Raw genomic sequence first — 22,520 nt, forward strand, 5'->3', positions numbered from 1 at the left:
TCAGCTCTCCTCGCGGTCTGCCGCCGCGGCGCCGGCGAGGGCGTCTTCGCCCTCGAAGAACAGGGGTGGGGCCTCGTCGCCGGCGCCGAGCGCCCGGGCGAGGGTGGTGAGGCTCTGCGCGAGCCCGCGGCGCTCGTCCTCCGGCAGGCGGTCCACGGCGGCGACGAGCTCGGCCTGCACGGTGCGCGGCGCGCGGCGGAGCAGCGCGCGGCCGGCGGGGGTGAGCGAGATCTCGGTCCGGCGCGCGTCCTCCGGCGAGGCGCGCCGGGCGACCAGCCCGCGCTCGGCGAGGCGCGTCACCACGACCGAGACCGAGCTCTGGTGGGTGAGCGTGCGCTGCGCGAGCTCGGCGACCGACGCGGCGGCCGCCTGATCGAGCTGCTGCAGCACGAACAGCTGCGCGCTGCTCAGGCCGAGCTGCCGCTCGCAGGCGCGCGAGGAGACGCGCAGGCGCTGCACGATGGCGCGGATCGCGTCCATGACCCGCTGCGCGTCCGGCCCGCCCTGGGCCTGCCGCGCGGCGGCCTTCCGCCGCGCCGCTGGAGATGCATGGGACCCCATACAACGCGCCGGAAGCTACGCCACGCGCCGGGCAAGCGCAAGCGGCCGGCAGGACCGCGCGGGCGGCGCCTCGCGGATCGGCGCGGGTCGAGGCGGGCCGGGGCGGGCCGGCGTGGCCCGAGGCGGGGCCGTCCTCGACGGGGTTACGCCCGGAGGGGCGACCGGCGGCGGCGGTCCGCCGGCGCGGCGTTCGGCGCGCCGCGCCGGCGGACCGAGCGCCGCCCCGCGGCGGGACGGTGCGGGCGATCCTTCGCGGGGCGTCGCCTGCGCGGGCGATCCAGGCTAAGAACCGGCCCTCCCACCATGACCTTCCAAGACCTCATTCTCACCCTGCAGAAGTTCTGGGCCGATCGCGGCTGTCTCGTCGTGCAGCCGTACAACTCGGAGGTCGGCGCTGGCACCTTCAACCCGGCGACGTTCCTGCGCGCGCTCGGCCCCGAGCCCTGGAATGTGGCCTTCGTCGAGCCTTCCCGGCGGCCCGCGGACGGTCGCTACGGGGAGAACCCGAACCGGATGCAGCAGTTTCACCAGTTCCAGGTGATCCTCAAGCCGAGCCCGATCGACATCCAGGAGCTCTACCTGGAGTCGCTGCGGGCGATCGGCACGAACCCGCTCGAGCACGACGTCCGGTTCCTCGAGGACGACTGGGAGTCGCCGACCCTCGGGGCGTGGGGGCTCGGCTGGCAGGTGTGGATCGACGGGCTCGAGATCTCGCAGTTCACCTACTTCCAGCAGATCGGCGGGATCGACTGCCGCCCCGTGTCCGGCGAGCTCACGTACGGCCTCGAGCGGATCGCGATGTACCTGCAGGACAAGGACAGCATCTACGACGTCGTCTACTCGGACAGCGGCGGGAAGATCGTGCGCTACGGCGACCTCTACCAGCGCGCCGAGTGGGAGTGGTCGACCTACAACTTCGAGGAGGCCGACATCCCCGAGCACTTCGCGGCGTTCGACGTGTGCGAGGCCGAGGTGAAGCGGCTGCTCACCCGGGGCGCGGATCCGGCGGCGAAGGGGGCGGCGATCGATCCGAAGAAGGCGCTCGTGCTGCCGGCGTACGATTTCGTGGTGAAGGCGGCGCACCGCTTCAACGTGCTCGACGCGCGCGGCGCGATCAGCGTGACCGAGCGGCAGCGCTACATCGGCCGGGTCCGCGCGCTGGCGCGGGCGGTCGCCGAGACGTACCTCGCGCAGCGCGAGGCGCTCGGCTACCCGCTCCTCGGCGAGCCGCAGGCGAAGGCGGCGGAGTAGCGCCGCAGGCCGAGGCGGCAGAGCAGCGCCGCAGGCCGAGGCGACAGAGCGGCGCAGGCCGAGGCGGCGCCGCTGCGCGCCGCCTCGCCGGGCGGGCCGCCCGCTTCAGCCGAGCGGGCTGTCGGGGATGAAATCGCGGCGCGTGCAGATCGCGACGAGCGGCAGCCCCGCCGCGCGGATCGCCTCGGCGCCGCCCTCGAGGCGGTCGACCAGCGCGATCACGCCGACCACCGAGGCGCCCGCGGTGCGCAGCTTCTCGACCGCCTTCAGCGTCGAGCCGCCCGTCGTGATCACGTCCTCGAGGATCGCGACGGGCATCCCGGGCGCGAGCCCGCGATCGCCCTCGACCAGGCGGCGCGAGCCGTGGTCCTTGACCTCCTTGCGCACGTACAGCGCGGGGAGGGGGCGGCCGCGCAGGAAGCTCGTGAGCGACACCGCGCTCGCGAGGGGGCAGCCGCCGAGCTCGACGCCGGCGACGGCCTCGCACCGGGGGAGCGCGTCGAGCGCCTCGAACATCAGCGCGCCGACGAGGGCGTGGCCCTCGGCCGTCAGCACCGACTGCTTGCAGTCGATGAAGAAGTCGCTCTCGCGGCCGGACGCGAGGACGACGCGCTTCTGCTCGAACGATCGCTCGCGCAGCAGCGCGACGAGCCGCTCCCGCTCGGACGTGCCGGCGGCGCTCACCGCCCGCCCCGCTTGCGGAGCGACGCCTTCGCGGCCCCCTTCCGGAGCGCGGGGACGACGGGCGGCGGCGGGCCGCCGGCGCCCTCGGCCGCGTCGGCCTCGTCGCCCTCGCCGCCCGCGGAGGCGGCCGACAGATCGGCCTCGTCCTCGTCCTGCGCCGCCGCGAGGCGCGGCTCGGGCGCGGGCGCGGGCCTCGCCTCGACCGGGGCCGGGCGGGCCGCGGGCGCGGGGCGCGCGGGCGCCGGCGCGGGGCGGGCCGCGGGCCGCGCGGCAGGCGCCGGAGCGCGCTCCGCGGGCGCTCGCGCCGGCCGCGCCGCCGCGGGGGCGGCCGCGGCGCGCGGCGCAGCTGCCGGGGCGGCGGCCCGGACCGGGGCGGGCGTCGCGGCGAGCGGCGCGCCGGTGGTGACGTTGCCGCGCACCAGCGCGCCGGCGTGGATGCCGATCTGCGGCGCGCCGAGGTCGCCGACGACGCGCGCGCCGGGCTCGAGGATCACGGCCTCCTCGCCGGAGATGTTCCCGGCGACCGCGCCGCGGACGACCACGCGCCGCCCCCGCACGTCGCTCTGGATGAGCGCGCCTTCGCCGATGGTCACGTCGCCGGTCATGACGACGCTCCCCTCGACGCGGCCGAGGATCTCGAGATCCCCGTCGCCCTGCACGTTGCCGCGGATGGCCGTCGTCGGCCCGATCGAGGACTGGGCGGCCATCGGCTACACGTCCATGTCGACGTTGCCCTTGAACGAGGCTCCGTCCGCGATGGTCAGCCGCGACGCCTTCACGTCGCCGACGAGGCGACCGCCCGCGAGGAGGTCCACGCGGTCGGCCGCCGTGACGTTGCCGGTCACGTTGCCGCCCACCTGGAGCGACGCCGCCCCGATGTCCGCTTCGACCAGCGCCCCTGCGTCGATGGTGAGAGGCCCCTCGACGGTGAGCTTGCCGCGCACCGTCCCGGCGACGATCACCTCGTCGTCGGAGGTGATCTCGCCCTCGATCGTGAGCCCGTTTCCGATGATCGTACCCGCCACGTTCGTGCTCCTCGTCGCGCCGTCGCGGCGCGGTTCTCCGTCCGTCAACGCGCGCTACCGCCCCGCCGGTTCGCGCCGGGGGCTCTGCGCGCGCCCGCCGGTCCGCTCCGAGAGCTCGGCCGGCAGGTCGAACTCCGCCTCGATGCGGCCGGCGAACGCCGCGCCTTCCTCGAGGATCACCTCGCTGCCGCCCACGTTCCCGGCGTACTGCGCGGTCGCCCGGATGGTGACGGGGCCGCGCGACGTCACGTCTCCCGTGAGCTGTCCGGCGACGACGAGCGAGCTCGCCTCGACGTCCCCGGTGACCGACGCTCCGTCCTCGATCTCGAGATCGCCGGTCAGCTGGATGTTCCCCTCGACGCTCCCCTCGACCCGGAGCGAGCCGTCGCCGTGGACGCGCCCGCGGATGCGGGAGCCCCTTCCGATGAGCGACTCGGCGGCGTCCGATTCGCGGTGCGTGGTTGTCGAGCCTCGGGCCATTCTCGTCTCCAGTGCGCGTCCAGTGCGCGAGGGGGGCCGCGCGAGCCGGGGCGCGCACTCGAGGCCCGGCTCGTCCGCTCGGGCGGGGCGATCGGCGTCGCCCGGCCCTGCGGCGGCGCGGACGCTACTCCAAGGCGCTGCGCCTCGCAACCGGCGGGCGGGCTCGGTCCAGGGCGGGCTCGGTCCAGGGCGGCCTCCGCGCGATGCAACGGAGCCCTCGGGGGGAGGGGGTGTCGCGCGGGGGGCCGAGGGGGGCCCTCCCACGAACTCGCGCCTTGTGGTGGCTATGGCCTCCTGTGCGGAGGTGCCGAGTTCATGGGCGACCCGCTGCGATGCGGGCCGGCGCTCGGGCTCGTGGGGCCCTCCCCCTCGGCCCCCCGCGCGACACCCCCTCCCCCCGAGGGCTCTCTCGGGGGAGGAGGGGGCCTCTCCGGTCGTCGGTCGTCCAGCACCTCGTAGGAGGCTTCCGGCGCTCCTGGCGGAGGTGATACGGTCTCCTTTGACTGGGCTTCCCTTGCTCGCGACGCCTCCGGTGCCCCTGACGGCGAACCGACTCGGACGGCTCGGCGCGCGTCGCCGTGAGGCGAGCGCAGACCAACCCAACCCGGGGGTTTCCTCATGCGCAAGATCGCTATCGTGGGGTCTGGACAGGCTGGCTTGCTCGCGGCGCACGGCCTGGTGAAGGCCGGCTACGGCGTGACGCTCTACTCGGATCGGACACCCGAGCAGTGGCTCCAAGAATCGAAGCCGACCGGCAGCGCCGCCCGGTTCGACAGGGCGCTCCAGCTCGAGCGCGAGCTCGGCCTCGCCTTCTGGGAGGACGCCGCGCCCCCGGGCGAGGGCGTCCAGCTGACCGCGTGCCCCGCGCCGGGCAACCGCCTCCTGACCCTGGCAGGGCGCCTGGAGCGGCCCTTCAGGGCGATCGATCTCCGGCTCCAGAGCCACCGGTGGATGCTCGAGCTCGAGCGGCGCGGGGGCAAGATCGCGATCGAGCCGGTCACCATCCCGCGGCTCGACGCCATTGCGGCGGAGAACGATCTCACCATCGTCGCAGCGGGACGAGGCGACCTGTGCAACCTGTTCGAGCGCGACCCGGCGCGCAGCGTCCACACGGAAGCGCAGCGCAACCTCGTCATGATCTGCGTGACGGGCCCGAAGCTCGGGTTCGACGGCGTCCCGCTGATTCCCGTCAAGTTCAACCTGTTCGCGGGCCTCGGGGAGGCGTTCTGGGTGCCCTACTACCACAAGGACGTGGGACCGAGCTGGAACTGCATCGTCGAGGCGGTGCCCGGAGGGGCGTTCGACCGGTTCCAGAGCGCGACGACGGGCGAGGAGATCGTCGCGATCACGAAGGAGCTGGTGAAGGAGCTCATCCCCTGGGACTACGAATGGTTCAGGACAGCCGAGCTGTCGGACAAGCATGGATGGCAGAAAGGCCGGGTCGTCCCGGCGGTGCGCAAGCCCGTGGGGCGGCTGCCCTCCGGCCGCATCGTGACGCCGCTGGGCGACACGGCGATGTCGCTCGACCCGATCGGCGGCCAGGGCGCCAACAGCGGCAACAAGATGGCGCGCAACCTGATCGAGTGCGTCGTGCAGCACGGCGACCGCCCCTTCGACGCCGAATGGATGACGCGCACCTTCGATCGCTTCTACGCGCGGCACGGCGGGCCCACCGACCGGTTCAACAACCTCCTCCTCTCCGGAGCGTCCGCGGGGATATTCCACCTCCTCTTCGCCCAGTACGGCAGCGACGGGCGGGCGGACAACGCGAGCCGACCGCAGGCGCTCGCGAACGCCTTCGTGAACAACTTCAACGATCCGGCGCAGCTCACGCCGGTCCTCGAGGACGTGGGGCGGGTGCGCGCGTTCATCGGGCAGACGACCGGGAAGCCGTGGCCGGTCGCCCTCGCGGCCGGGGGCGTGGGCGTCGGCATCGCGCAGGTGCGGCAGCGCCTCGGGCTCCCGCCCGGGCACCCGAGGGCGCCGGCGCACACCGGGGGAGCATTCGCATAGAGCCCGCGCCGGCCAGCCCGGAGCGGGCTACGCGCGCCGGCGAATCCGGAGGTTCCACGCGACGCGCTGAGCGACCTACCGCGATGGCGCAGCGCGTGGCTCCGCGCCGGTCGCCCGGCGTGTCATGAAGCCGTTCGACGACCCGCCTCTCGTGCCCCTCGGGATGGGCGACGACCTCGGGCCCTATCGCATCCATCGCCGGCTGAGCAGCCCTCCGGGGACCGAGCTCTATCAGGCGGTGGATCGAGCCGAGCCGGCCGGCCCTCTCGTCCGGCTGGAGGTCTGGGTGGAGCAGCCGCACGACCAGCTCATGCAGCTCTATTGGGACGAGGCGGCGGTCTTCACCCTCTTTCACCACGCGGCGTTCCTGCGCTTGCAGGGCCTGGGTATCGAGGGGCGGCGCTATTACATGGTCCTTCCGTGGCGGTCGGCCCGTTCGCTGCGCGCGTGCCACGAGGCGGGATCGGGCCTGCCCTGGCCGGTCGGCGCGGCGCTCTCCCTGGCCCGGGACGCTGCGCTCGGGCTGGGAGCGCTGCACGGCTGGACGCTGAACGGCGCGTCCATGAACGCGGTCCACGGCGCGCTGGGCGCCGAGAGCATCCTCGTCTCCGCCCGAGGGCGGGCGCTGCTGCGCCCTGTCCCGGTGGCGCGCAAGCTCGGGTACGGGCGCCCGCTCGACGCGCCGGAGCTCGGCACGCCGTCGCCCGAGGCGGTCCTGGGGCTGCCGCTCTCCCCCGCCGCCGACGTGGCGTCGCTGGGCGCGGTGCTGTACCGCCTGCTGACAGGGGCGAGCCCTTACGAGGCCGGCTCTCCCATGGAGTGTCTCCAGCGGATCGCCGCGGGGCGCATCCCTCCGCTGCGGGCGCTGCGGCCCGATCTCCCCGCGAGCGTGGATCTGCTCGTCCAGCGCAGCATGGCGCGCGACCCGGCCGGGCGCCCCGCGGACGGCGATGCGATGGCGCAGGCGATCCAGGATGCCGCTGCCGAAGCAGGCATCGCGCTCGGGGCCGCGGCCGTCCGGCGCGCCCTCCGGGAGATCGCCGGGCAGAGGAGCTGCGACGGCGCTCGAGCGCCGAGGCATCCGTACCGCGATTGAGGCGCAAGGCAGCTGGCGAACCAGCCACGTGCGCCGCGCACCACCTCGATCACCGAGCGCCATCGGGGTCGATCTCGCGCACCACGAGGTCTCCCTCGTGCTTCCACCGCGTCTCGTTGCCGAGCGCATCCATCTCGCGGATCGCATTGCCGCGCGCGTCAGACCCACGCTGCATCCGCTGGCACGAGCCGTTGGCCTCGGCGACGAGGGGCGCATCCTCGTCGTACGCCCGCTCCCACAGCACCGTTTCGTCGGGCAGCGCCGCGCGCGTCACCAGGTCGTCGGCATCAACACGCAAATCGCGCCTCTTCGAACAGAACGTCGTTCTCGACCCTGAAGACTATGCTCTTTTCGCCGTCTTCGCCCTGAGCGTGAAAATATCCGGATAGATCGGCTTTAAGAAGAATTAGATCGTTGATGACGCTGCGGAATATCGTTAGACCTTCCTCTGTGACGTCCGCTCCGTAGAATAGGTAGCGCGTCCAATTGATCGAGTCGTTGCTCCAGCACCAGCCTTTCATGTAGAGACGTGCTTTCTCGTTGTTGTGCAAGCGCTCTCGAATTGTTGAGATGGTGGATGTTATGCTGGAAAAAATGTCGGGCGACACTTCCAGCCAGCCGCGGACCGAATAGAAGTACGACATGTGTATCGCCTCGTTGATTTATGGTTGGGTCGGCGCTGCGCCTCGTGCGCAGACATCAGGAGGAGCAGCTTCCTTTTGTTGGTGGGGGCAGGCCAACGCGTACCTCCGCTCCCTTTTCTTCGATGTAGCTGCGAACTTCAGGATGTGGCTCCTCTTTGAACCAGTAGACCGGCTTCTTGCCGTGCTCGCCCGCGAGGCGGACTGTCTCCTTGATCTGATTTCTAGTACTCTTGCTGAGGAAGTTCTTGGGCTTGGTGACTGCGCTCGGTGAGTCCTTCGCCTGGATGAGCTCGGTGGACGTCACTGAGTCAATTTCTCGGTCGTCGATTATTTGAGATGTCCCTCCGCTAACCCTTCGGACATCATCTTCCCAAGCTTTCCCTGCTTCGCCCAATACCTTGCCCTTCGCGAGGCCGAGGGGATCGATGTGGAGGGTTGGACTGCCGTCGAACATGAACAAGTGCCGGCCTCCGGCCGTTCCAAGCGGATCCGGGCTGCACCATCCCCCCGTCTCGGGATCGAAGAACCTGAACCTCGTATAGCAGAGCCCCGTCTCGTCATCGGCGTACTGGCCGAGCAGCCGGAACGGCGACTCGACGGGGGTCCCGTGGTTGAGGACGCTGACCGGATCGCGCCAGACGTCGGCGACCTTGCCCCAGGCGGAGTGGGCCGCCGACCAGGCGACGAGCCCGCGCGGGTCGAGCAGCTCCTTGGGCGTGCCGAGGTGGTCGTTGACGTAGGTGAGCACGCGCCCGTCCTGCTGCTGGAGCAGCGGCACGAAGGTTCCCGGCGCGTGCACGAACGTCCTCGCCCCGCGCTCGTCGTCGACGTCGGCCGCCAGCACATCGCCATCCCAGACGAACTCGATCCTGCGCGGCAGACCGACGACGGCCTCACGGAGCACCTCCTTGCTCACGCGCCTTCCGAAGGCGTCATAGGTCATGACGACGCGGGTGCCATCGGGCAGGCGCACCTCCCTGAGCCGGTCGCGGCAGTCCCAGACGTAGCGGGTCATGTCCTGCTCGGTCGCGGCGCCGCCGCTCGGGTGGTTTTCGCGGTAGCGCGCCAGCTCGACCTTGGCGGTGCGGCGCCCGCGCGCATCGACCTCGTAGGCCGCGGTCTCGGTCCTGCGCAGCACGCCGCCGGGCTCGAGCTTCCACGACGGCTGCGTCCAGCCCTGGGGCTGCTGCGCTTGCGTCGCCGGCGTGAGCGGCCCCAGATCGTCGTTGCCCGCGAGCTCCTCGAGCACGCGCGTGATCGAGCCGGCCGGGTCGTAGGTGAACACCTCGCGCACGGTCCCCCGCTGCGCGGACAGCAGCCGGTCGACGCGGTCGTAGCGGTACGCGGTCGCGCCCCAGCGCGCGTCGTCGATGCGCTCGACACGACCGCGCGCGTCGTACAGCCACTGCCGCGCGACGAGAACCTTGGGCACGCCCGGCGCCGGCGCGGTCGCGCGCTGCTCGATGAGCCGGTCCATCGCGTCGTAGCTGCTCCGCACCGTGACCACCGCGGCCTCGCCCGCCGCGTCGTCCTCGCCCGGCGCGTGGCTCGTCCTCTGCGCCTCGCGCCCCAGCACGTCGCGCTCGAATACCACCCGATACCCGTCGTGCTCGACCGCGCTCAGCGCGTCGAGCGCGTCGTAGGCATACCTCGTCCTCGCCCCGTTCGGCATGACGCGCTCGATGCGCCGGCCGCGCGTGTCGTAGACGTACCGCACCGCATGGTCGCCCTGCCGCTCGCACACCACGCGCCCGAGCCCGTCGCGCTCGAACCACGTCTCGACGCGCAGCCCGCTCGCCTCCTCGAGCGCGGCCCCGAGCAGCCGCCCCATCCGGTCGCGCGCGTAGCGGATCACCCCGTCGGGCGTCTCGTCGCCGGTGAGGTTGCCCGCGCGGTCGTAGAACAGGTTGCGCCACCAGGTCCGGTCGGCCGCGAGCTCGATGCGCCCGAGCCGCCCCGAGCTCCTGTAGCCGTAGCGGAGCTTGCGCCCGTCGAACGTCTCTTCCTGCGTCACCCGTCCTGCATCGTCGTAGCGGAAGACGTACGTCTCGCCCTTGGGGTTGGTGATGACGTGCAGCCGCTCCTTGCTCGTGTACTCGAAGCGCCACACGCCCCCGCCCGGCTCGACGACCTGCGCCAGCACGCCCGTGCCCTGGTAGGCGAGCTGCGTGATCTGCCCCAGCCCGTCGACCAGCCGCACCGGATTGCCCATGCGATCGTAGGTCGCGACGGTCCTCGTCCCATCGGGCCGCTCCACCCGGTTCGGCCGCCCCATCGGGTCGTACGTCACGCGCGTCGTCCGCCCCAGCGCGTCGGTCCTCGCCACGGGCCTCCCCACCCCGTCGTGCGCGTACGTCGTCCGCGCGCCGCGCGCGTCGATCTCGGCGATCACGTTGTGCCGCGCGTCGTGCTCGTAGCCGAACAGCAGCCCGTCCTGCCCACCGCGGTGCGCGTACACGCCCGTGACCCGCCCGCGATCGTCGCGCGCGAACGAGACCGCCTCGCCCGTCGGCAACAGCACCGCGCTCACCTCGCCGCGCGCGTCGCGCATCACCTGGGTCACCAGCCCCTCGGGGCTGATCTCGCGCACCACGAGGTCGCCCTCGTGCTCCCACCGCGTCTCGTTGCCGAGCGCGTCCATCACCCGGATCACGTTCCCGCGGGCGTCGTGCCAGGTCTGCACGCCCTCGCCGTCGCCGTTGACCTCGGCCACGAGGCGCGCGTCCTCGTCGTACGCCCGCTCCCACAGCACCGTCCCGTCGGGCAGCGCCGCGCGCGTGACCAGGCCGTCGGCGTTCCAGGTGTACACCCGCGGCTCCTCGCCACGGACCTCGGTCGTCCTCGCCCGCTCGTCGCGGCGGAGCTCCACCTCGTAGAGCCCGTCCCGCCCTCCAGTCTTCCGGCACCGGTGCCCGTGGGGATTCTCGTAGGCATACCAGAACCGCTCGCCGTTCTTCAGCGTCGCCGCCGTCATCCGGCAGCGCGCGTCGACCTCGTACGCCTCGACGCCGCCCACGGCATCGACCGCCGCGAGCAGGCACCCCGCGCGGTCGTACCGGTAGTCCACCCACTGCCAGAGCCGCCGCTCCGCCCAGAGCTCCAGGCGCGTGATCCGCCCGTCCTTCCACCGCACCCCGAGCTCCCGCCCCGCCGTATCCACGATCCGGACGAGCCGCTCTCCCTCGTAGTCCAGCCGGATCTCGTTGCCGTGCGCATCCCGGATCGCGCGCAACAGCGCCCTCGCCGATCCGCCCTCCGCCGCGAACACCCGCACCTGCCGCGACCCGAGCTCCACCACCCGGTACGCCCGCGCTCCGTCTCGGTGCAGCTCCAGCCGCTCGCGCCGGTGGAACGCGCGCTCTCCGGGCCCGACCTTCTCGAACCAGATCCACCGCCCCTGGCCGTCCCGCAGCGCGAGGACCTGCTCTCCCTCCTCGATCCATTGCTCGTAAGAAAACGCCCACCCCGGCCCGAGCGCCGCGTCGCGCTCCCCATACCGAGAGGAGCGGTAGTGCCGCGCCCACGTGAGCGGGATCATGCCCGCCACCTCGATATCCGTCGCCGCGTCGACCACCGCGCCGTCGGTGACGTCGACCGGATGCCCCTCGGTCGTGCACTGGTCCACCGGCGGCGATGACGACTTGCCCGCCGTCGCCCCCTTGTGGCTCTTCCCGCCGCCGCCGCCCCCGCCGCCGCCCGGCGTGCTCGGCTTCCTCCCGCCCGGCGCCCCCGCGCCGCCGCCGCCGCCGCCGCCGCCCCCGGCCCCCGGCGCCCCCCGCCCCGCTCGCGCTCGTCCCGGCGCCGGCGGTGACCGACTTGTTCATCTGCCCCATGCTGCCGGTGATCCCGGCCATCCCCAGCTCGACGAGCACGTTCGGCGCGCCGAGCCACGGGAAGCACGGACCGCCCGTGTTGAGGCTCAACGTCTCCTTCAACGTGCCCGGCTCGTTGCCGTGACACGCCTTCATGCACCCGCCGACCGTCAGGATCTTCTTCCCTTCGATCTTCGTCCGCATCGGCGCGTCGATGACCCCTTCGGCCACCGTGCCCATCGTGGGGTAAGGAACCGGCAGCGGGCTGGGCGCCGCCGGCGTCGTGCACACGCTGACGGCCATGCCGGTCATCTGGTGGCCTGAACCTTCGTGGACCGTATCCAGCCCCAGCGCCGTGACCTTGCTCATGGCAGCAGCAATTTCGCCCACGCCCTGTCGGGCATACAATCGGGACCCGCCCGACGCGGATGCGAATGCGACGCCGGCCGCGCCGGTCCTGGCGGCGAAGGACCAGACGCTCCTCGCTGCGCTCCTCGCCGGGCCTCTGCGAGCCTGAGGGGTTCTACGTGGTCGTGGATATGGCCCGCGATGGCTACTCCAGGACGGCGGCGTAGCGCCCGCTGGGCGTGAAGATGACGTGAGCCTGAAGCGGGGCGTTCAGCGCGCAGGAGAGAGCGCGCAGCTCCTGGGTCGCCGCTTGATCCACCTCGGTCGGCGCCGCGCGCGTTTGCCCGGGCGCGTCACGTCCGGGCGGTCCGCGCCCCGGTCGAGGGTGGTGGCCAGATTTGAACATGAAGGCGGGAAGGCGGGAAGAAAAGATCAATGATCTTCCTGCCTTCCCGCCTTCATGTGAACCACTCCGGGGCAAATGGGGCCACCACCCGGTCGAGCAGCGGGAGCTCAGTGCTCCCCGAAGGGCCTGCTGAACCAGACGTTCGCGATCGAGCCGAGCCGCTCGACGACGAGCGCCGCCGTCGCCGTGTCTCCCCGCAGCACGAAGACACGGAAGCCGGCGATCGAGGCATCGGGCGCCCATGCGTGCAACGCCGGGCCGACCGCCGGCTCTCTCCTGAGCGCCTCGAGAGCTTGCTGCGCGAGCTCCCTCTGCTCCCGCGTGTGACAGCCGGGACGCAGCTCGACCCGGACGCGCCGTGGAACCGGGATCCGGGCCTGAATCGATGCCCAATCGTGGAAGCCCGGCTCGAAGACGACGACGATCGACCGCCGCTTCCGCTCGGGGACCACCCCGATGAACGACGGGTGGTTCGAGAGCAGGTCGTGCAGCGGCTGGTAGTCGGTCACGCGGAGCTCTGGCCATGCCATCTCGCCGACCGGGCTCGTGCTGCCGGGCGCCTGAACCTCCGGCTCGCAGTAGGGCTGCAGGTTCACGCCGGCCGCGTGGCCCTCGGTGATCTTGTGCTGCGCGCGCTGGATCGTCTCGAGGGTGACCGGGCTGAAGGCCGCTCGATCCGCGGCGGGAGGGACACCGCTCGACCGACTTGCCGCCGGGGCCTCCGGCCTCGAGGACGATGGCGCGGCCGACGTCGAGGCCGGGGTTCCCCGTGGTTTCGCGTCGGTGGTCGCTGCATCGCCGCCGCTCCCCGGTGTACGAGCGTTGCACCCGGCCACGAGGAGGAGGGAAGCGGCGAGCGGTCGGGCCGCGGCGAGGCTGCAGTCAAAAGGCAACGGTGATTCCTAGCTGAGATTCGATGTTGCCGACCGAGTGAAACCAGGTCTGGTCGAAGGGGGCCACCATCCTACGTCACAATGAAGTTGCGGAGCACCCCAGCGGGCCGGAAGCGCGGCCAGCGGGCCCGGAGCGCGGCCAGCACGCGGCGAGACGGCCAGGAATCGTGTCAGCAGGTCCGAGGAGCCGCACCAGCAGGTCGGAGGAGCCGTACCAGCAGGTCGGAGGAGCCGTACCAGCAGGTCGGAGGAGCCGTACCAGCAGGTCGGAGGAGCCGCACCAGCAGTTCCGAGGAGCCGCACCAGCAGGTCCGGGGAGCCGTACCAGCAGGTCCGGGGAGCCGTACCAGCAGGGCCGAGGAGCCGTACCAGCGGGTGCCGGCAGGCCTCCCGGGGCTGCTGGGGAGTCGCCGGGAGGTGCTGGCGGCGTTCGGGGCGTTGCTGGCAGTCGACCTGGCCGAGGCGCGCGATCGCCTTCGCTACGGCTCGATCGCTCGGGGTGGCGCCGCTGCCGGCGCTCCGAACGCGTAGGACACGCCCACCTCGGCGCGGAAGGGGACGAACGGGGGCGGCTCGAGGGCGTGGGTGGAGCGATAGCCCGCGCGCAGCCCGAGCTCGACGCTCGATCCGATCGATAACCCGAGCGCGAGGCTCGCGTCGAGGTAGCCCCCCGCGGGCGCATAAAAGCCGTCGCGAATGCCCGCGTAGGTCGCGCGCGCGCGATCGCTCGCCGCGATGTACGTGCTCAGGATCGCCGTGTACTCCACCTCCAGCGCGATGAACCAGCCGCGCTCGAAATATCCGCCCGCGAGCCCGGGGTGCGCGCCCACGCTCACGAACTGGAACGTCTGGTTGTCGCCCGTCTGCACCGGCAGCCCCAGGCGCCCGGCGAGCCCCCAGCCGCCGCGCTGCACGAGCATCGCGCGCGCCGCCGGCTCCAGGCGGAAGGAGTCGAGCTCCGGCACGAGGAAGACCGGCAGCGCCAGCCCGATCTCGAGATCGAGGCGGCGCACGAGCCGTTCCATCGGGATCGCGCGCCCGTAGGCGAGCTCCAGGGCAGGCGCGGAGTTCCAGCCGAGATTGACGTGCGTCGCGTTCTCCTGCTCCCCTTGATACCCGCTGATGGGCGCGGCCGACGCGACCGCGGAGACCGCCGTCGCGGCGATCGCCGCGGCGAGGGCGACGGCCCTCATCTCGCCCCCTCGTAGGCGCCGAGATGGGCGCGCAGGACCTCCATGACACGATCGGGGTGCTTGTTCACCCAGCCGTGGTCTTCGCCTTCGACGCGGACGAGCTCGACGTCGCAAAACAGAGGGGCGTGGCGGCGCTCTTGTTGCTCGAACCCGATGACGGTGTTGATCGTCGTTCCGATCAGGGTCACCGGCTTGCAGAAGCGATCGAGGCCGGAAGAGAAATCGAAGTCCCACGCTCCGTCCGTCTTCGCCGAGCCCTGCAGGTCCCGCATCGCGCGCGCGCCCAGGCGGAACGCCTTGAGGTTGTCGGGGTCGTCCGGGTCTTCGTAATACCCTGGCTGTGACCAGCCTTGCCCCAAGGACAGGAGGAAGTCTGCGCGCGCGTCTCCGTCGGGGCTCATGGCCCATTCCGACCAACCGAGATCGTTCAGCCCCTCGGCGGTGAGGCCGAACGTGAAGAGCTCGGTCTCGTTCGCGATCGACGCGTTCAGGAAGCCCGGCTCGCTGAGGACGGCCTCTCCGACGCGGTCGGGGTGCCGCTGGATATAGAGGGCCGCGTACATGGCGCCCCACGAATGCCCGAACAGCGTGACCGGCGCGTCGGGGGAGAAGCGCTGGACGAGCTCGTGGAGATCCGCCGCGTACGTCTCGACGGTGAAGTCCGATGAAGGGACACGCTCCGAGAGACCGGTGCCTCGCTGATCCCAGTGGACGACGAAGTACCGCTCGGAGAGCGCGCCGAGGCCGAGCATGCCGCGCATGTCGCCGCCAGGGCCGCCGTGCAGCGTGACGAGGGTGGGGTTCTTCGGGTCCCCTTGCGTGCGGAGGTGAATGCGGGCGCCGTCGCGGAGGGTGAAGCGAGGGAGCGCGTCGTCCTCCGCGACCGTCCTCGGGACGAGGTTTCCAGGCGCGTCCGGATCCAGACAGCCCGAGGCGAGCACGAGGCACGCAAGACAAGAGCGGCGGGCGAAGGAGCGCATGACCGGAGCGTACGGATCCGGGCCGCCCTCGGCATTGTGCCGCCACGCCAATCGATTGTCCGGCGGCGCCTCCGGCTACGCCACGGAGCGGTCGCGGAGCTGGCCCGGCGTGCTCCCCGTCCACCGCCGGAACGCCTTGTAGAACGCGCTCACATCGGAGAAGCCCACCAGCGCGCCGATCTCCGCGAGCCCGATGGCGGGATCCTCCAGATAGCGCAGCGCGAGCTCTTCGCGGGTCTTCTCGACGAGCGCTCGGAAGGGAAAGCCGTCCTCCGAGAGGCGTCGTTGCAGCGTGCGCGCGCTCAGCCCGAGCCGCTTCGCCACGGTCGCCAGCCTGGGAGCGCCGCCGTGCAGCTCGAGGGCGAGCGCGTGCCGCGCGCGCTCCACGAGGCTCGCCTGGGCGGGGGGGAGCTTTTGCACGAGGAGGGCGGCGTGGCGATCGAGGACGGCGCAGAGCTCGGGGGCGGCCCCTTTCATCGGCGTCGCGAGCGCCGCGCGCGGGAGGACGATCGCGTCGCCGGGCGCTCGAAATCGGATCGGACAAGCGAAGATCCGGGTGTACGTCTCGAGCTCTGCGCAGCGCGGGTGACGGAACTGGATCGAGGAAGGCGACCACGGCGTGGCGGCGAGCGCGCGGAAGCGCAGGACGATGTTCGCGAAGCCGAACTCGGTCGCGACCCGGTGCGGGGCCGCGCCGGGGACGTGCTCCCGAACGAGCCGGGCCTCCTTGCGATCGACCTGAAGGACATGGCGCACGGCCGTGCTGATGACGGCGAAGTGCCGCGAGAACCTCTGGAAGGCGTCGCCCACCGTGTCGCTCGACGCGACGACGAAGTCCATCACGTCCCAGTGGCCGATCGAGAGCGCCTCCGCGGCGCGGAGCCCGACGCCCGGATCGCCGGCCCTCTCGACGACATCGTCCCAGAGCGCGATCCACCGGCGATAGGAGAGTCGGAAATCGGGGTTGCGCAGCTCCTCCGGCGCGAGCCCGTGCGCTCGGGCGATCGAGCTCGCGTCGATCCCGGCAGCCTCCGCGGCGCCGAGCACGCTCCGCAGCGCCTTCACGCCGACGCTGAGCGTGCGCTCGCCCTCCGCCTTCACGAGCGGGTCGAGCCCCCGACGAGAGCTCACGACGCGGGTCTGCGCGACGCTTCCCATGGATCGATGGTGCGGGATTGTAACGTCATCGGCCTTCCAGACGTGTCGATCGCGCGCCCGAAGTACAGGCCATGTCACTGGCGCCCGCGGCGGCGTGCCAGGATCTTCTCCGCGGCGGTGAGCGGCCGTCCTTCCGGCGTCGCTCCTGGCGCCTGAGCCTGGTGCGCTCCCTGTGACGGCGCGGAGCGAGGCGCCGCAGCCGACCCAGGTTGGGCGGCCGACCCAGGTTGGGCGGCCGACCCAGGTTGGGCGGCCGACCCAGGTTGGGCGGCCGACCCAGGTTGGGCGGCCGACCCAGGTTGCGCCGCCGACCTAGGTTGCGGCGCCGCCGACCCAGGTTGCGGCGCCGCCGACCCAGGTTGGGCGGCCGACCCAGGTTGGGCGGCCGACCCAGGTTGGGCGGCCGACCCAGGTTGGGCGGCCGACCCAGGTTGGGCGGCCGACCCAGGTTGCACCGCCGCGGCCGACCCAGGTTGGGCGGCCGACCCAGGTTGCGCCGCCGACCCAGGTTGCGCCGCCGACCCAGGTTGCGCCGTCGACCCAGGTTGCGCCGTCCACCTCGCCGCCGCCCTCGGCCCGGCCGCCCGCGCCTGCCCCCCCTCTCGCGCCGTCCTCGCCCGCTCCCGCGCCGACAGCAGCGCCCCCACCGTCTCGCCCGCGCTGGCCTCCTCCACCGCCGCTCCCGACCGCCGCGCCCGCAGCCGCTCCCCGGCCCGCGCGGCCCACGCCCACGCCGCCTCCGGCAGCGCGAGCCGCCGCGCCGCCACCGCGAGCAGCAGCGCGAGCGCCGCCAGGCCGACCAGCCCCGCCGTCGCGTCCCGGTACGCGAACCGCCTCGCCGCCCGGTCCTCGAAGATGCCCGCCAGCGTGTCGCGCCGCTTGCCCCCGGTGAACTCCGCGATCCGCCCGAGCAACGACAGATCGCTGCCCGTCGGGCGCAGCTCCTCGCCCGCGGTCATCGCCGCCCCCGTCGTCCCCACGGCCTCCCCCGTCAGCTCGTCCCGCGCCACCGCCACGTAGGTGCCCGGCCGCGACAGCGGCAGCGTCGCCGTGTACGACCCCGCGCCCGTCGCCTCGAGCGGGAGCTCCCGCGCGAAGCCGTCCGGCCCCGCCACGTGCACGACCAGCCGGCGGAACGACTGCGCCCGCCCGTCGTCGCCGATCACGCTCGCCCGCACCGACAGCTCGCCCCCCGACGCGTCCGCCTCGAGCCGCACGCGCGGATCCTCCGCCTTGCGCGCCACGTCGCGCGCCGCCTGCGCGATCATCCGCGCCGCGCCCGGCCAGCGCGTCCACGCCGCCCCCCAGCGGCCCTTCAGATCGCTCGTGAACGCCGCGGCCCGGCCGAGCCCCGCCGACCACGCCGCGAGCACCGGATCCCCCTCCGGCCCGGACAGCAGCACCGTCGACCGACCCTTCGGGACCGTCACCACGTAGCCCCCGAGCGGCGGCGCCTCGCCGAACGGCACGCCGGCCGTGATCGACGACGGCGCGCCCAGCGCCACCTGGAACGGCTCCTCCACGATCGCGCTCCGCGCCGCGAGGATCGTCTCCTGCGTGAACACCGCCGGCAGCCGCCCCGCGTCCTCCACCAGGTAGAACCGGCCGCCGCCGAGGCGCGACAGCGTCTCCAGCTCCGGCACGTCGCCGCCCTGGCCCAGCGCCACGACGCTCGTCGTGATCCCGCGGCGCATCGCCGCCCCCACCATCGCGCGGCACGGCCCCATGTTCTCCGCGTCCGACCCGTCGGCGAAGAGCAGCACGTGCTTCAGGTTCGTGGCCTCCCGGTCGAGCGCCCGGTACGCCGCGTCGAGCGTGATGTCGACGTAGATCCCGCCGCCGCCCGGCCCCACCGCGCGGATCGCCCTGTCGATCGCCGCCTTGTCCGCCACCGGCCCGAGCGGCACGCTCCACCGCACCGCCGTGTCGACGTGCGCGACGCCGAGCCGGTCGCCGGGGCCGAGCAGCGACGCCGACCGCGCGGCGGCCTCGTTGGCGAGCTCGAGCTTCGTGTGCGCGCCGGCGCTCGCCGCCATCGAGCCGGAGATGTCGATGCCGATCACCTCGGCCAGGCTCGCCCGCCGGCGCTCCTGCTTCAGGTCGAACGAGACGGGGGAGACCTCCTCGAGCGGCGTCCGCGCGTAGCCGCCCGGCCCCATGCTCCGGTCGCCGCCCATCAGGATCAGGCCGCCGCCGAGGTCGCGCACGTAGCTCGCGAGCGCCTCGATCTGGTTCGGCGACAGGTCCGCCGCGCGGAGGTCGCTGAGCACCACCACGTCGTAGCCGGCGAGCTCCCCGAGGTCGGCCGGGACGCGGTCGAGGCCCCCCTCGTCCACCCGGAACGCGCCGTCCGCGAGCGCCCGCGCGATGAACGCGCCCTGCCCGGCGTCGCCCTCCAGCACGAGCGCGGCCGCCGCCCCGCGCACGCGCAGGAACGCGCTCGCCGCGTTGTCCTCGGCGGCCTCGTCGAGCCGCGGATCCTTCGCGGTGACCTCGACGTCGTAGCGGTGCAGCCCCGGCCCCGGCGCCTTCTCGCGGATGCGCAGCACGTCCTCCCCGGCGGCGATCGAGGCGTCGGCGCGGGCGATGAGCTCGCCGTCGCGGCGCAGGCGGATCTCCACCTCGGCCGGCGACGGCGACGAGGTGACGAGCCGCAGATCGAGCGCCTCGCCCTCGTCGGCCCGCGCGGGCGCGCGGAGGGCGACCACGCGGACGTCGGGGACCAGGCGCTGCTCCAGCGGGAGCACGTCGATCGGCAGGCCGGCGGCGACGGCGGCCGCGGCCGCGGCCATCGTGTCGCCGCGGGTGGCGACCCCGTCGGTCAGCAGCACGACGCGCGCCGCGGAGTCCGGCGGCACCTCGGCGAGGGCGCGCCGGATGCCCGCGGCGAGGTCCGTCCCGTCGCGGCCGAGCGCGACCCGCTGCGGCGCGGGGAGCTGCGAGCGCGGCCGCGGCGGATCCTCGGTGGCGGCGCCGGCGGCGAACGCGATGGTGGCGATCCGGTCGTCGTCGCGCATGCCGAGCTCGGCGACGGAGAGCTCCTGCGCGACGCGCTTGTCGGCGTTCGGCACGAGGTCGATCGAGCGGCTGCGATCGATCGCGAGCAGGACGGTGAGCCGGTCGAGTGGCCGGCCGATCTCTGGGCCGGCCACGGCCATGGCCGCGGCGAACGCCGCGAAGGGCGTAAGGAGATCCCCGAATCGCGTGCGCCACGCCCCCTGCCTGCGGGCGTACGGCGACGCGAGCGCGAGCGCGAGGACCCGGAGCGCGACGAACGACGTGGCGCCCGCGGCGAGCAGCGCGCCCCAGGGCCGCGCGAGCCGGAGCTGCGCGCCCGAGAGCAGCCCGCACCAGACAAGCCCCACGTAGAGCGCCGGAAGCGCGCCCGCGAGCATCCAGGCGAGCAGGATCGGGCGGCGGAGCGCGCCCTGTCGGAGGGCGAGGCGGAGCAGCGCGGCGAAGAGGAGCGCGCCGGCCAGCGTGGCGACATGGGGCAGGGCGCGCAGCGCGGCCGCCGGGATCAGGGAGGCCTCCGTTCGGTCCGCATGCGGTCGTGCCGCAGTAAATCATCTTTGCGGCGCTCCGGGGATGCCGCTTCGGTGGGTGTGGCCGAGTGCCTCATCGGGGCAGCCGTGCGGCGTCCCTGTCGGTTTCAAGCGGGTTACGGGCGGCATTTTGGCCCCGCCTGTTCACATTTCCATGTTTGTCAAAGATGGCACGTTGTCTGCTTCAGCGCGGGCACGGTGCGGCGGGGCCGCGCAGCAGGGGGCAGGAGAGATCATGTCGCGCATCGAGACCACGGACGCCTGGAGCACCTCGGACGACAGCTCATGGGACCTCGACGAGGGGTTCGGTGAGGCCCCGTGCAGCGTGCATTACCAGGAGGGGGATCTCGTCGCGGGCAAGTACCGGCTGGTGCGCAAGATCGGCGAGGGGGCGATGGGCACGGTCTGGGTCGCGACCAACGTCGTGGTCGGATCGGAGGTCGCGATCAAGCTGATGCGGCCCGAGCTCCGGTCGGCGGAGCTGAACGAGTATTTCCTCCGCGAGGCGCGCGCCGCAGGAAGGCTGAACCACGCGGAGATCGTCCGGATCTTCGACCTCGGCGAGACGGCCGAGGGCGATCCGTACCTGGTGATGGAGCTCATCGAGGGCGAGTCGCTGAGGAGCGTGCTGGCGCGCGAGGGGGGGATGGCGCCGGAGCGGGCGATCGCGCTCTTGTTGCCGGTCGCGGCGGCGATGCACGCGGTGCACGAGAAGGGGGTCGTCCACCGCGATCTCAAGCCGGACAACGTGATGCTGGTGCGCCGCGGCGGCGGCCGGCTGCAGCCGAAGGTCGTCGATTTCGGCGTGGCGAAGCTCGTCGCCGAGCGCGAGGAGGGGCAGTCGACGGGGGGCCTCGAGGTGTTCGGGACCCCGGACTACATGCCGCCGGAGCAGGCGCTCGCCGTCCCCGACGTCGATCGCCGGGCCGACGTCTGGTCGTTCTGCGCGATGCTGTACGAGCTGCTCTCGGGGCGGACGCCGTTCTCGTCGAAGAACGCGCTGGACGGCCTGCGCGCGGTCCTGCAGGACGCGGTGCCGTCGCTGGTCGACGCGTGCGGCCTCGACGCGGATCTCTGGGCGATCGTGGCGCGCGGGCTGCAGAAGGAGCCGTCGCTGCGCTGGTCGAGCATGCGGGAGCTCGGCGAGGCGCTCGCCGCGTGGCTGAGGGCGCGGGGCGTCCGGGAGGACGTGCGGGGCGTGTCGCTCGAGGGCGAGTGGCTCCCGCGCGAGGAGGCCTGCGCGCCCGTGAGTTGTGGCGTAACGCCACGCCTTTCATGGTTGGAAGAGCGCGGCCGGCCAAGCCGCCGGTGGTCGTCGCGCCGCCGGGGGCACCGGCTGCACCGGGGGCGGCCTCACGCGGAGCAGGCGGCCTGCCCGTGAGGGCGGCGGACGCTGAGGAGCGGTCCGGGCTCGGCGGAGGCGGGCGGGGGTGAGTGCGCTGCGGGCCGGCGGAAGCGCGGCACCGCGGAGGATGGCTCGACCTCGCCACGTCCTCCAAGGACACTTGAAGTGCGCCTCTGGATCGATACCAACGCGGCACGCAACCCCCGTGGAGGACGACGCTGCATCGCGGATCATCACCCAGGACGAGGGCGAGGAATGGCGGTGGCTTCGCGAGGCCGAGCCGAGTCGCGCCCTGCGCTGGGACGAGGCTGTCACCTGGCTCCAGAGCCTTCCCGCAGCAGAGCCATCGCCTGGCCGAAGCGCGTAGGCGCTGCGCCGGGCGCGCCGTCAAGGCGGGCGTTCCGGCCAGACGGCCGGCGCTCGCTCGGCTGTACCGCGCTCTCGGGAGCCCAGCCACCGCTGCCGCCGCGAGGTATGCTCGCGAGAGGTCGCGCATGAACCTCGCCGACAAACTCGTCCAGCCCGCCACGCTCGCCGACCTCGACGAGCTTCCGCCCGACTGGCGGGGCGAGATCATCGACGGCACGCTGTACGCCTTTCCACGCCCGCGCTTCGTTCACGCGAACATCGAGGGCCTGATCACGGCCGACCTGAAGAACCCTTACCAGCGAGGCAAGGGCGGACCGGGCGGGTGGTGGATCCTCCCCGAGCCGGGCATCCAGCTCGATCGCGCGCCCGAGATCTCGCCCGATGTCGCAGGCTGGCGCCGGGCGCGCATGCCGAGGCCCCCGCGGACCGGGGAGCCCATCCGGCTCGTTCCTGACTGGGCCTGCGAGATCCTCTCGCCGCGCACGGCGGGCTACGACAACCTCGTCAAGCGCCGCTTCTATGCTGAGATCGGCGTGCCTCACCTCTGGTACGTGGATCCCGTCCGGCGGACGCTGCTGGTCAGCCAGCTCGAGAACGGGCGGTGGATCGAGCTGGGGCTCCACGGTCAAGACGAGAAGGTGCGCGCGGCGCCGTTCGAGGACGTGGAGATCGACCTGGCCGAGTGGTGGGAGGGGCTCGACGAGGAGGCCTAGAACA

At 72.9% G+C, this 22,520-nt stretch carries 18 protein-coding genes and 1 pseudogene; 5 read left to right on the forward strand and 14 right to left on the reverse strand.

The genetic code is table 11. From position 1 onward, the window contains the following. A complete protein-coding gene (locus WMF26_RS03360; RefSeq protein WP_437335767.1) occupies positions 1 to 561 on the reverse strand; it encodes a MarR family winged helix-turn-helix transcriptional regulator in 561 nt (186 codons plus the stop codon). Between the two features lie 303 nt (positions 562 to 864). Here WMF26_RS03360 and glyQ point away from each other — a divergent pair, with 303 nt between their 5' ends. Further along, positions 865 to 1,812 carry a glycine--tRNA ligase subunit alpha gene (gene glyQ / locus WMF26_RS03365; RefSeq protein ID WP_061628501.1) on the forward strand — a complete coding sequence of 316 codons (948 nt, stop codon included), beginning with the start codon at positions 865 to 867 and terminating at the stop codon, positions 1,810 to 1,812. Between the two features lie 105 nt (positions 1,813 to 1,917). On the opposite strand, the gene pyrE is transcribed toward glyQ, so the two are convergent. The 4 genes from pyrE to WMF26_RS03385 are packed head-to-tail and all read right to left on the reverse strand — an operon-like array spanning position 1,918 to position 4,001. Further along, the gene (gene pyrE / locus WMF26_RS03370) at positions 1,918 to 2,496 is read right to left on the reverse strand and encodes an orotate phosphoribosyltransferase (protein ID WP_020732659.1); all 579 of its coding nucleotides are present in this window, start codon (positions 2,494 to 2,496) and stop codon (positions 1,918 to 1,920) included. Next, positions 2,493 to 3,203, reverse strand: a complete 711-nt coding sequence (locus tag WMF26_RS03375; RefSeq protein WP_437999114.1) for a bactofilin family protein — start codon at positions 3,201 to 3,203, stop codon at positions 2,493 to 2,495. The genes pyrE and WMF26_RS03375 overlap by 4 nt, the downstream gene beginning before the upstream one ends. Positions 3,204 to 3,206: 3 nt before the next feature. Further along, entirely contained in the window at positions 3,207 to 3,521 is a 315-nt protein-coding gene (locus WMF26_RS03380) for a bactofilin family protein (protein ID WP_020732660.1), read from the reverse strand. 54 nt (positions 3,522 to 3,575) lie between these two features. Continuing rightward, entirely contained in the window at positions 3,576 to 4,001 is a 426-nt protein-coding gene (locus tag WMF26_RS03385; RefSeq protein ID WP_061623199.1) for a bactofilin family protein, read from the reverse strand. A 618-nt stretch (positions 4,002 to 4,619) separates the two neighbouring features. On the opposite strand from WMF26_RS03385, the gene WMF26_RS03390 reads away from it, so the two are divergent. Together WMF26_RS03390 and WMF26_RS03395 are read left to right on the forward strand one after the other, a co-directional pair. After that, on the forward strand, positions 4,620 to 6,014 hold the full coding sequence (locus WMF26_RS03390) for a styrene monooxygenase/indole monooxygenase family protein (RefSeq protein WP_437999115.1): 1,395 nt from the start codon (positions 4,620 to 4,622) through the stop codon (positions 6,012 to 6,014). A 124-nt stretch (positions 6,015 to 6,138) separates the two neighbouring features. Further along, a complete protein-coding gene (locus tag WMF26_RS03395; protein WP_437999116.1) occupies positions 6,139 to 7,110 on the forward strand; it encodes a serine/threonine protein kinase in 972 nt (323 codons plus the stop codon). Between the two features lie 49 nt (positions 7,111 to 7,159). On the opposite strand, the gene WMF26_RS03400 is transcribed toward WMF26_RS03395, so the two are convergent. The 9 genes and pseudogenes from WMF26_RS03400 to WMF26_RS03440 form a co-directional block, all read right to left on the reverse strand. Continuing rightward, complete coding sequence (locus WMF26_RS03400) at positions 7,160 to 7,408, reverse strand: hypothetical protein (RefSeq protein ID WP_437999117.1); 249 nt, start codon at positions 7,406 to 7,408, stop codon at positions 7,160 to 7,162. Further along, positions 7,398 to 7,754, reverse strand: coding sequence for a hypothetical protein (locus WMF26_RS03405; RefSeq protein ID WP_437999118.1), 357 nt, complete (start codon positions 7,752 to 7,754; stop codon positions 7,398 to 7,400). Before WMF26_RS03405 ends, WMF26_RS03400 begins: the two co-directional genes overlap by 11 nt. A gap of 55 nt (positions 7,755 to 7,809) precedes the next feature. Further along, entirely contained in the window at positions 7,810 to 11,379 is a 3,570-nt protein-coding gene (locus WMF26_RS03410) for a restriction endonuclease fold toxin (protein ID WP_437999119.1), read from the reverse strand. A 238-nt stretch (positions 11,380 to 11,617) separates the two neighbouring features. After that, positions 11,618 to 11,935: pseudogene (locus tag WMF26_RS03415) on the reverse strand (PAAR-like domain-containing protein); the annotation flags it as partial. Between the two features lie 492 nt (positions 11,936 to 12,427). Further along, positions 12,428 to 12,916, reverse strand: coding sequence for a hypothetical protein (locus WMF26_RS03420; RefSeq protein WP_437999120.1), 489 nt, complete (start codon positions 12,914 to 12,916; stop codon positions 12,428 to 12,430). Between the two features lie 776 nt (positions 12,917 to 13,692). Next, complete coding sequence (locus WMF26_RS03425) at positions 13,693 to 14,406, reverse strand: hypothetical protein (protein ID WP_437999121.1); 714 nt, start codon at positions 14,404 to 14,406, stop codon at positions 13,693 to 13,695. Further along, complete coding sequence (locus tag WMF26_RS03430) at positions 14,403 to 15,386, reverse strand: alpha/beta fold hydrolase (protein WP_437999122.1); 984 nt, start codon at positions 15,384 to 15,386, stop codon at positions 14,403 to 14,405. The genes WMF26_RS03425 and WMF26_RS03430 overlap by 4 nt, the downstream gene beginning before the upstream one ends. Positions 15,387 to 15,461: 75 nt before the next feature. Further along, positions 15,462 to 16,544 carry an AraC family transcriptional regulator gene (locus WMF26_RS03435; protein WP_437999123.1) on the reverse strand — a complete coding sequence of 361 codons (1,083 nt, stop codon included), beginning with the start codon at positions 16,542 to 16,544 and terminating at the stop codon, positions 15,462 to 15,464. A 74-nt stretch (positions 16,545 to 16,618) separates the two neighbouring features. Further along, entirely contained in the window at positions 16,619 to 19,939 is a 3,321-nt protein-coding gene (locus tag WMF26_RS03440; protein ID WP_437999124.1) for a VWA domain-containing protein, read from the reverse strand. A gap of 385 nt (positions 19,940 to 20,324) precedes the next feature. Between WMF26_RS03440 and WMF26_RS03445 the strand changes: the two genes are divergently transcribed. Both WMF26_RS03445 and WMF26_RS03450 read left to right on the forward strand, forming a co-directional pair. Then, positions 20,325 to 21,470: a serine/threonine-protein kinase gene (locus tag WMF26_RS03445; protein WP_437999125.1), complete on the forward strand. Its 1,146-nt coding sequence runs from the start codon at positions 20,325 to 20,327 to the stop codon at positions 21,468 to 21,470. Between the two features lie 458 nt (positions 21,471 to 21,928). Then, complete coding sequence (locus WMF26_RS03450) at positions 21,929 to 22,516, forward strand: Uma2 family endonuclease (RefSeq protein ID WP_437999126.1); 588 nt, start codon at positions 21,929 to 21,931, stop codon at positions 22,514 to 22,516. The last annotated feature ends 4 nt before the right edge of the window (positions 22,517 to 22,520 follow it).

This window comes from Sorangium sp. So ce185 (assembly GCF_051526825.1).
Taxonomy (GTDB): Bacteria; Myxococcota_A; Polyangia; order Polyangiales; family Polyangiaceae; genus Sorangium; species Sorangium cellulosum_D.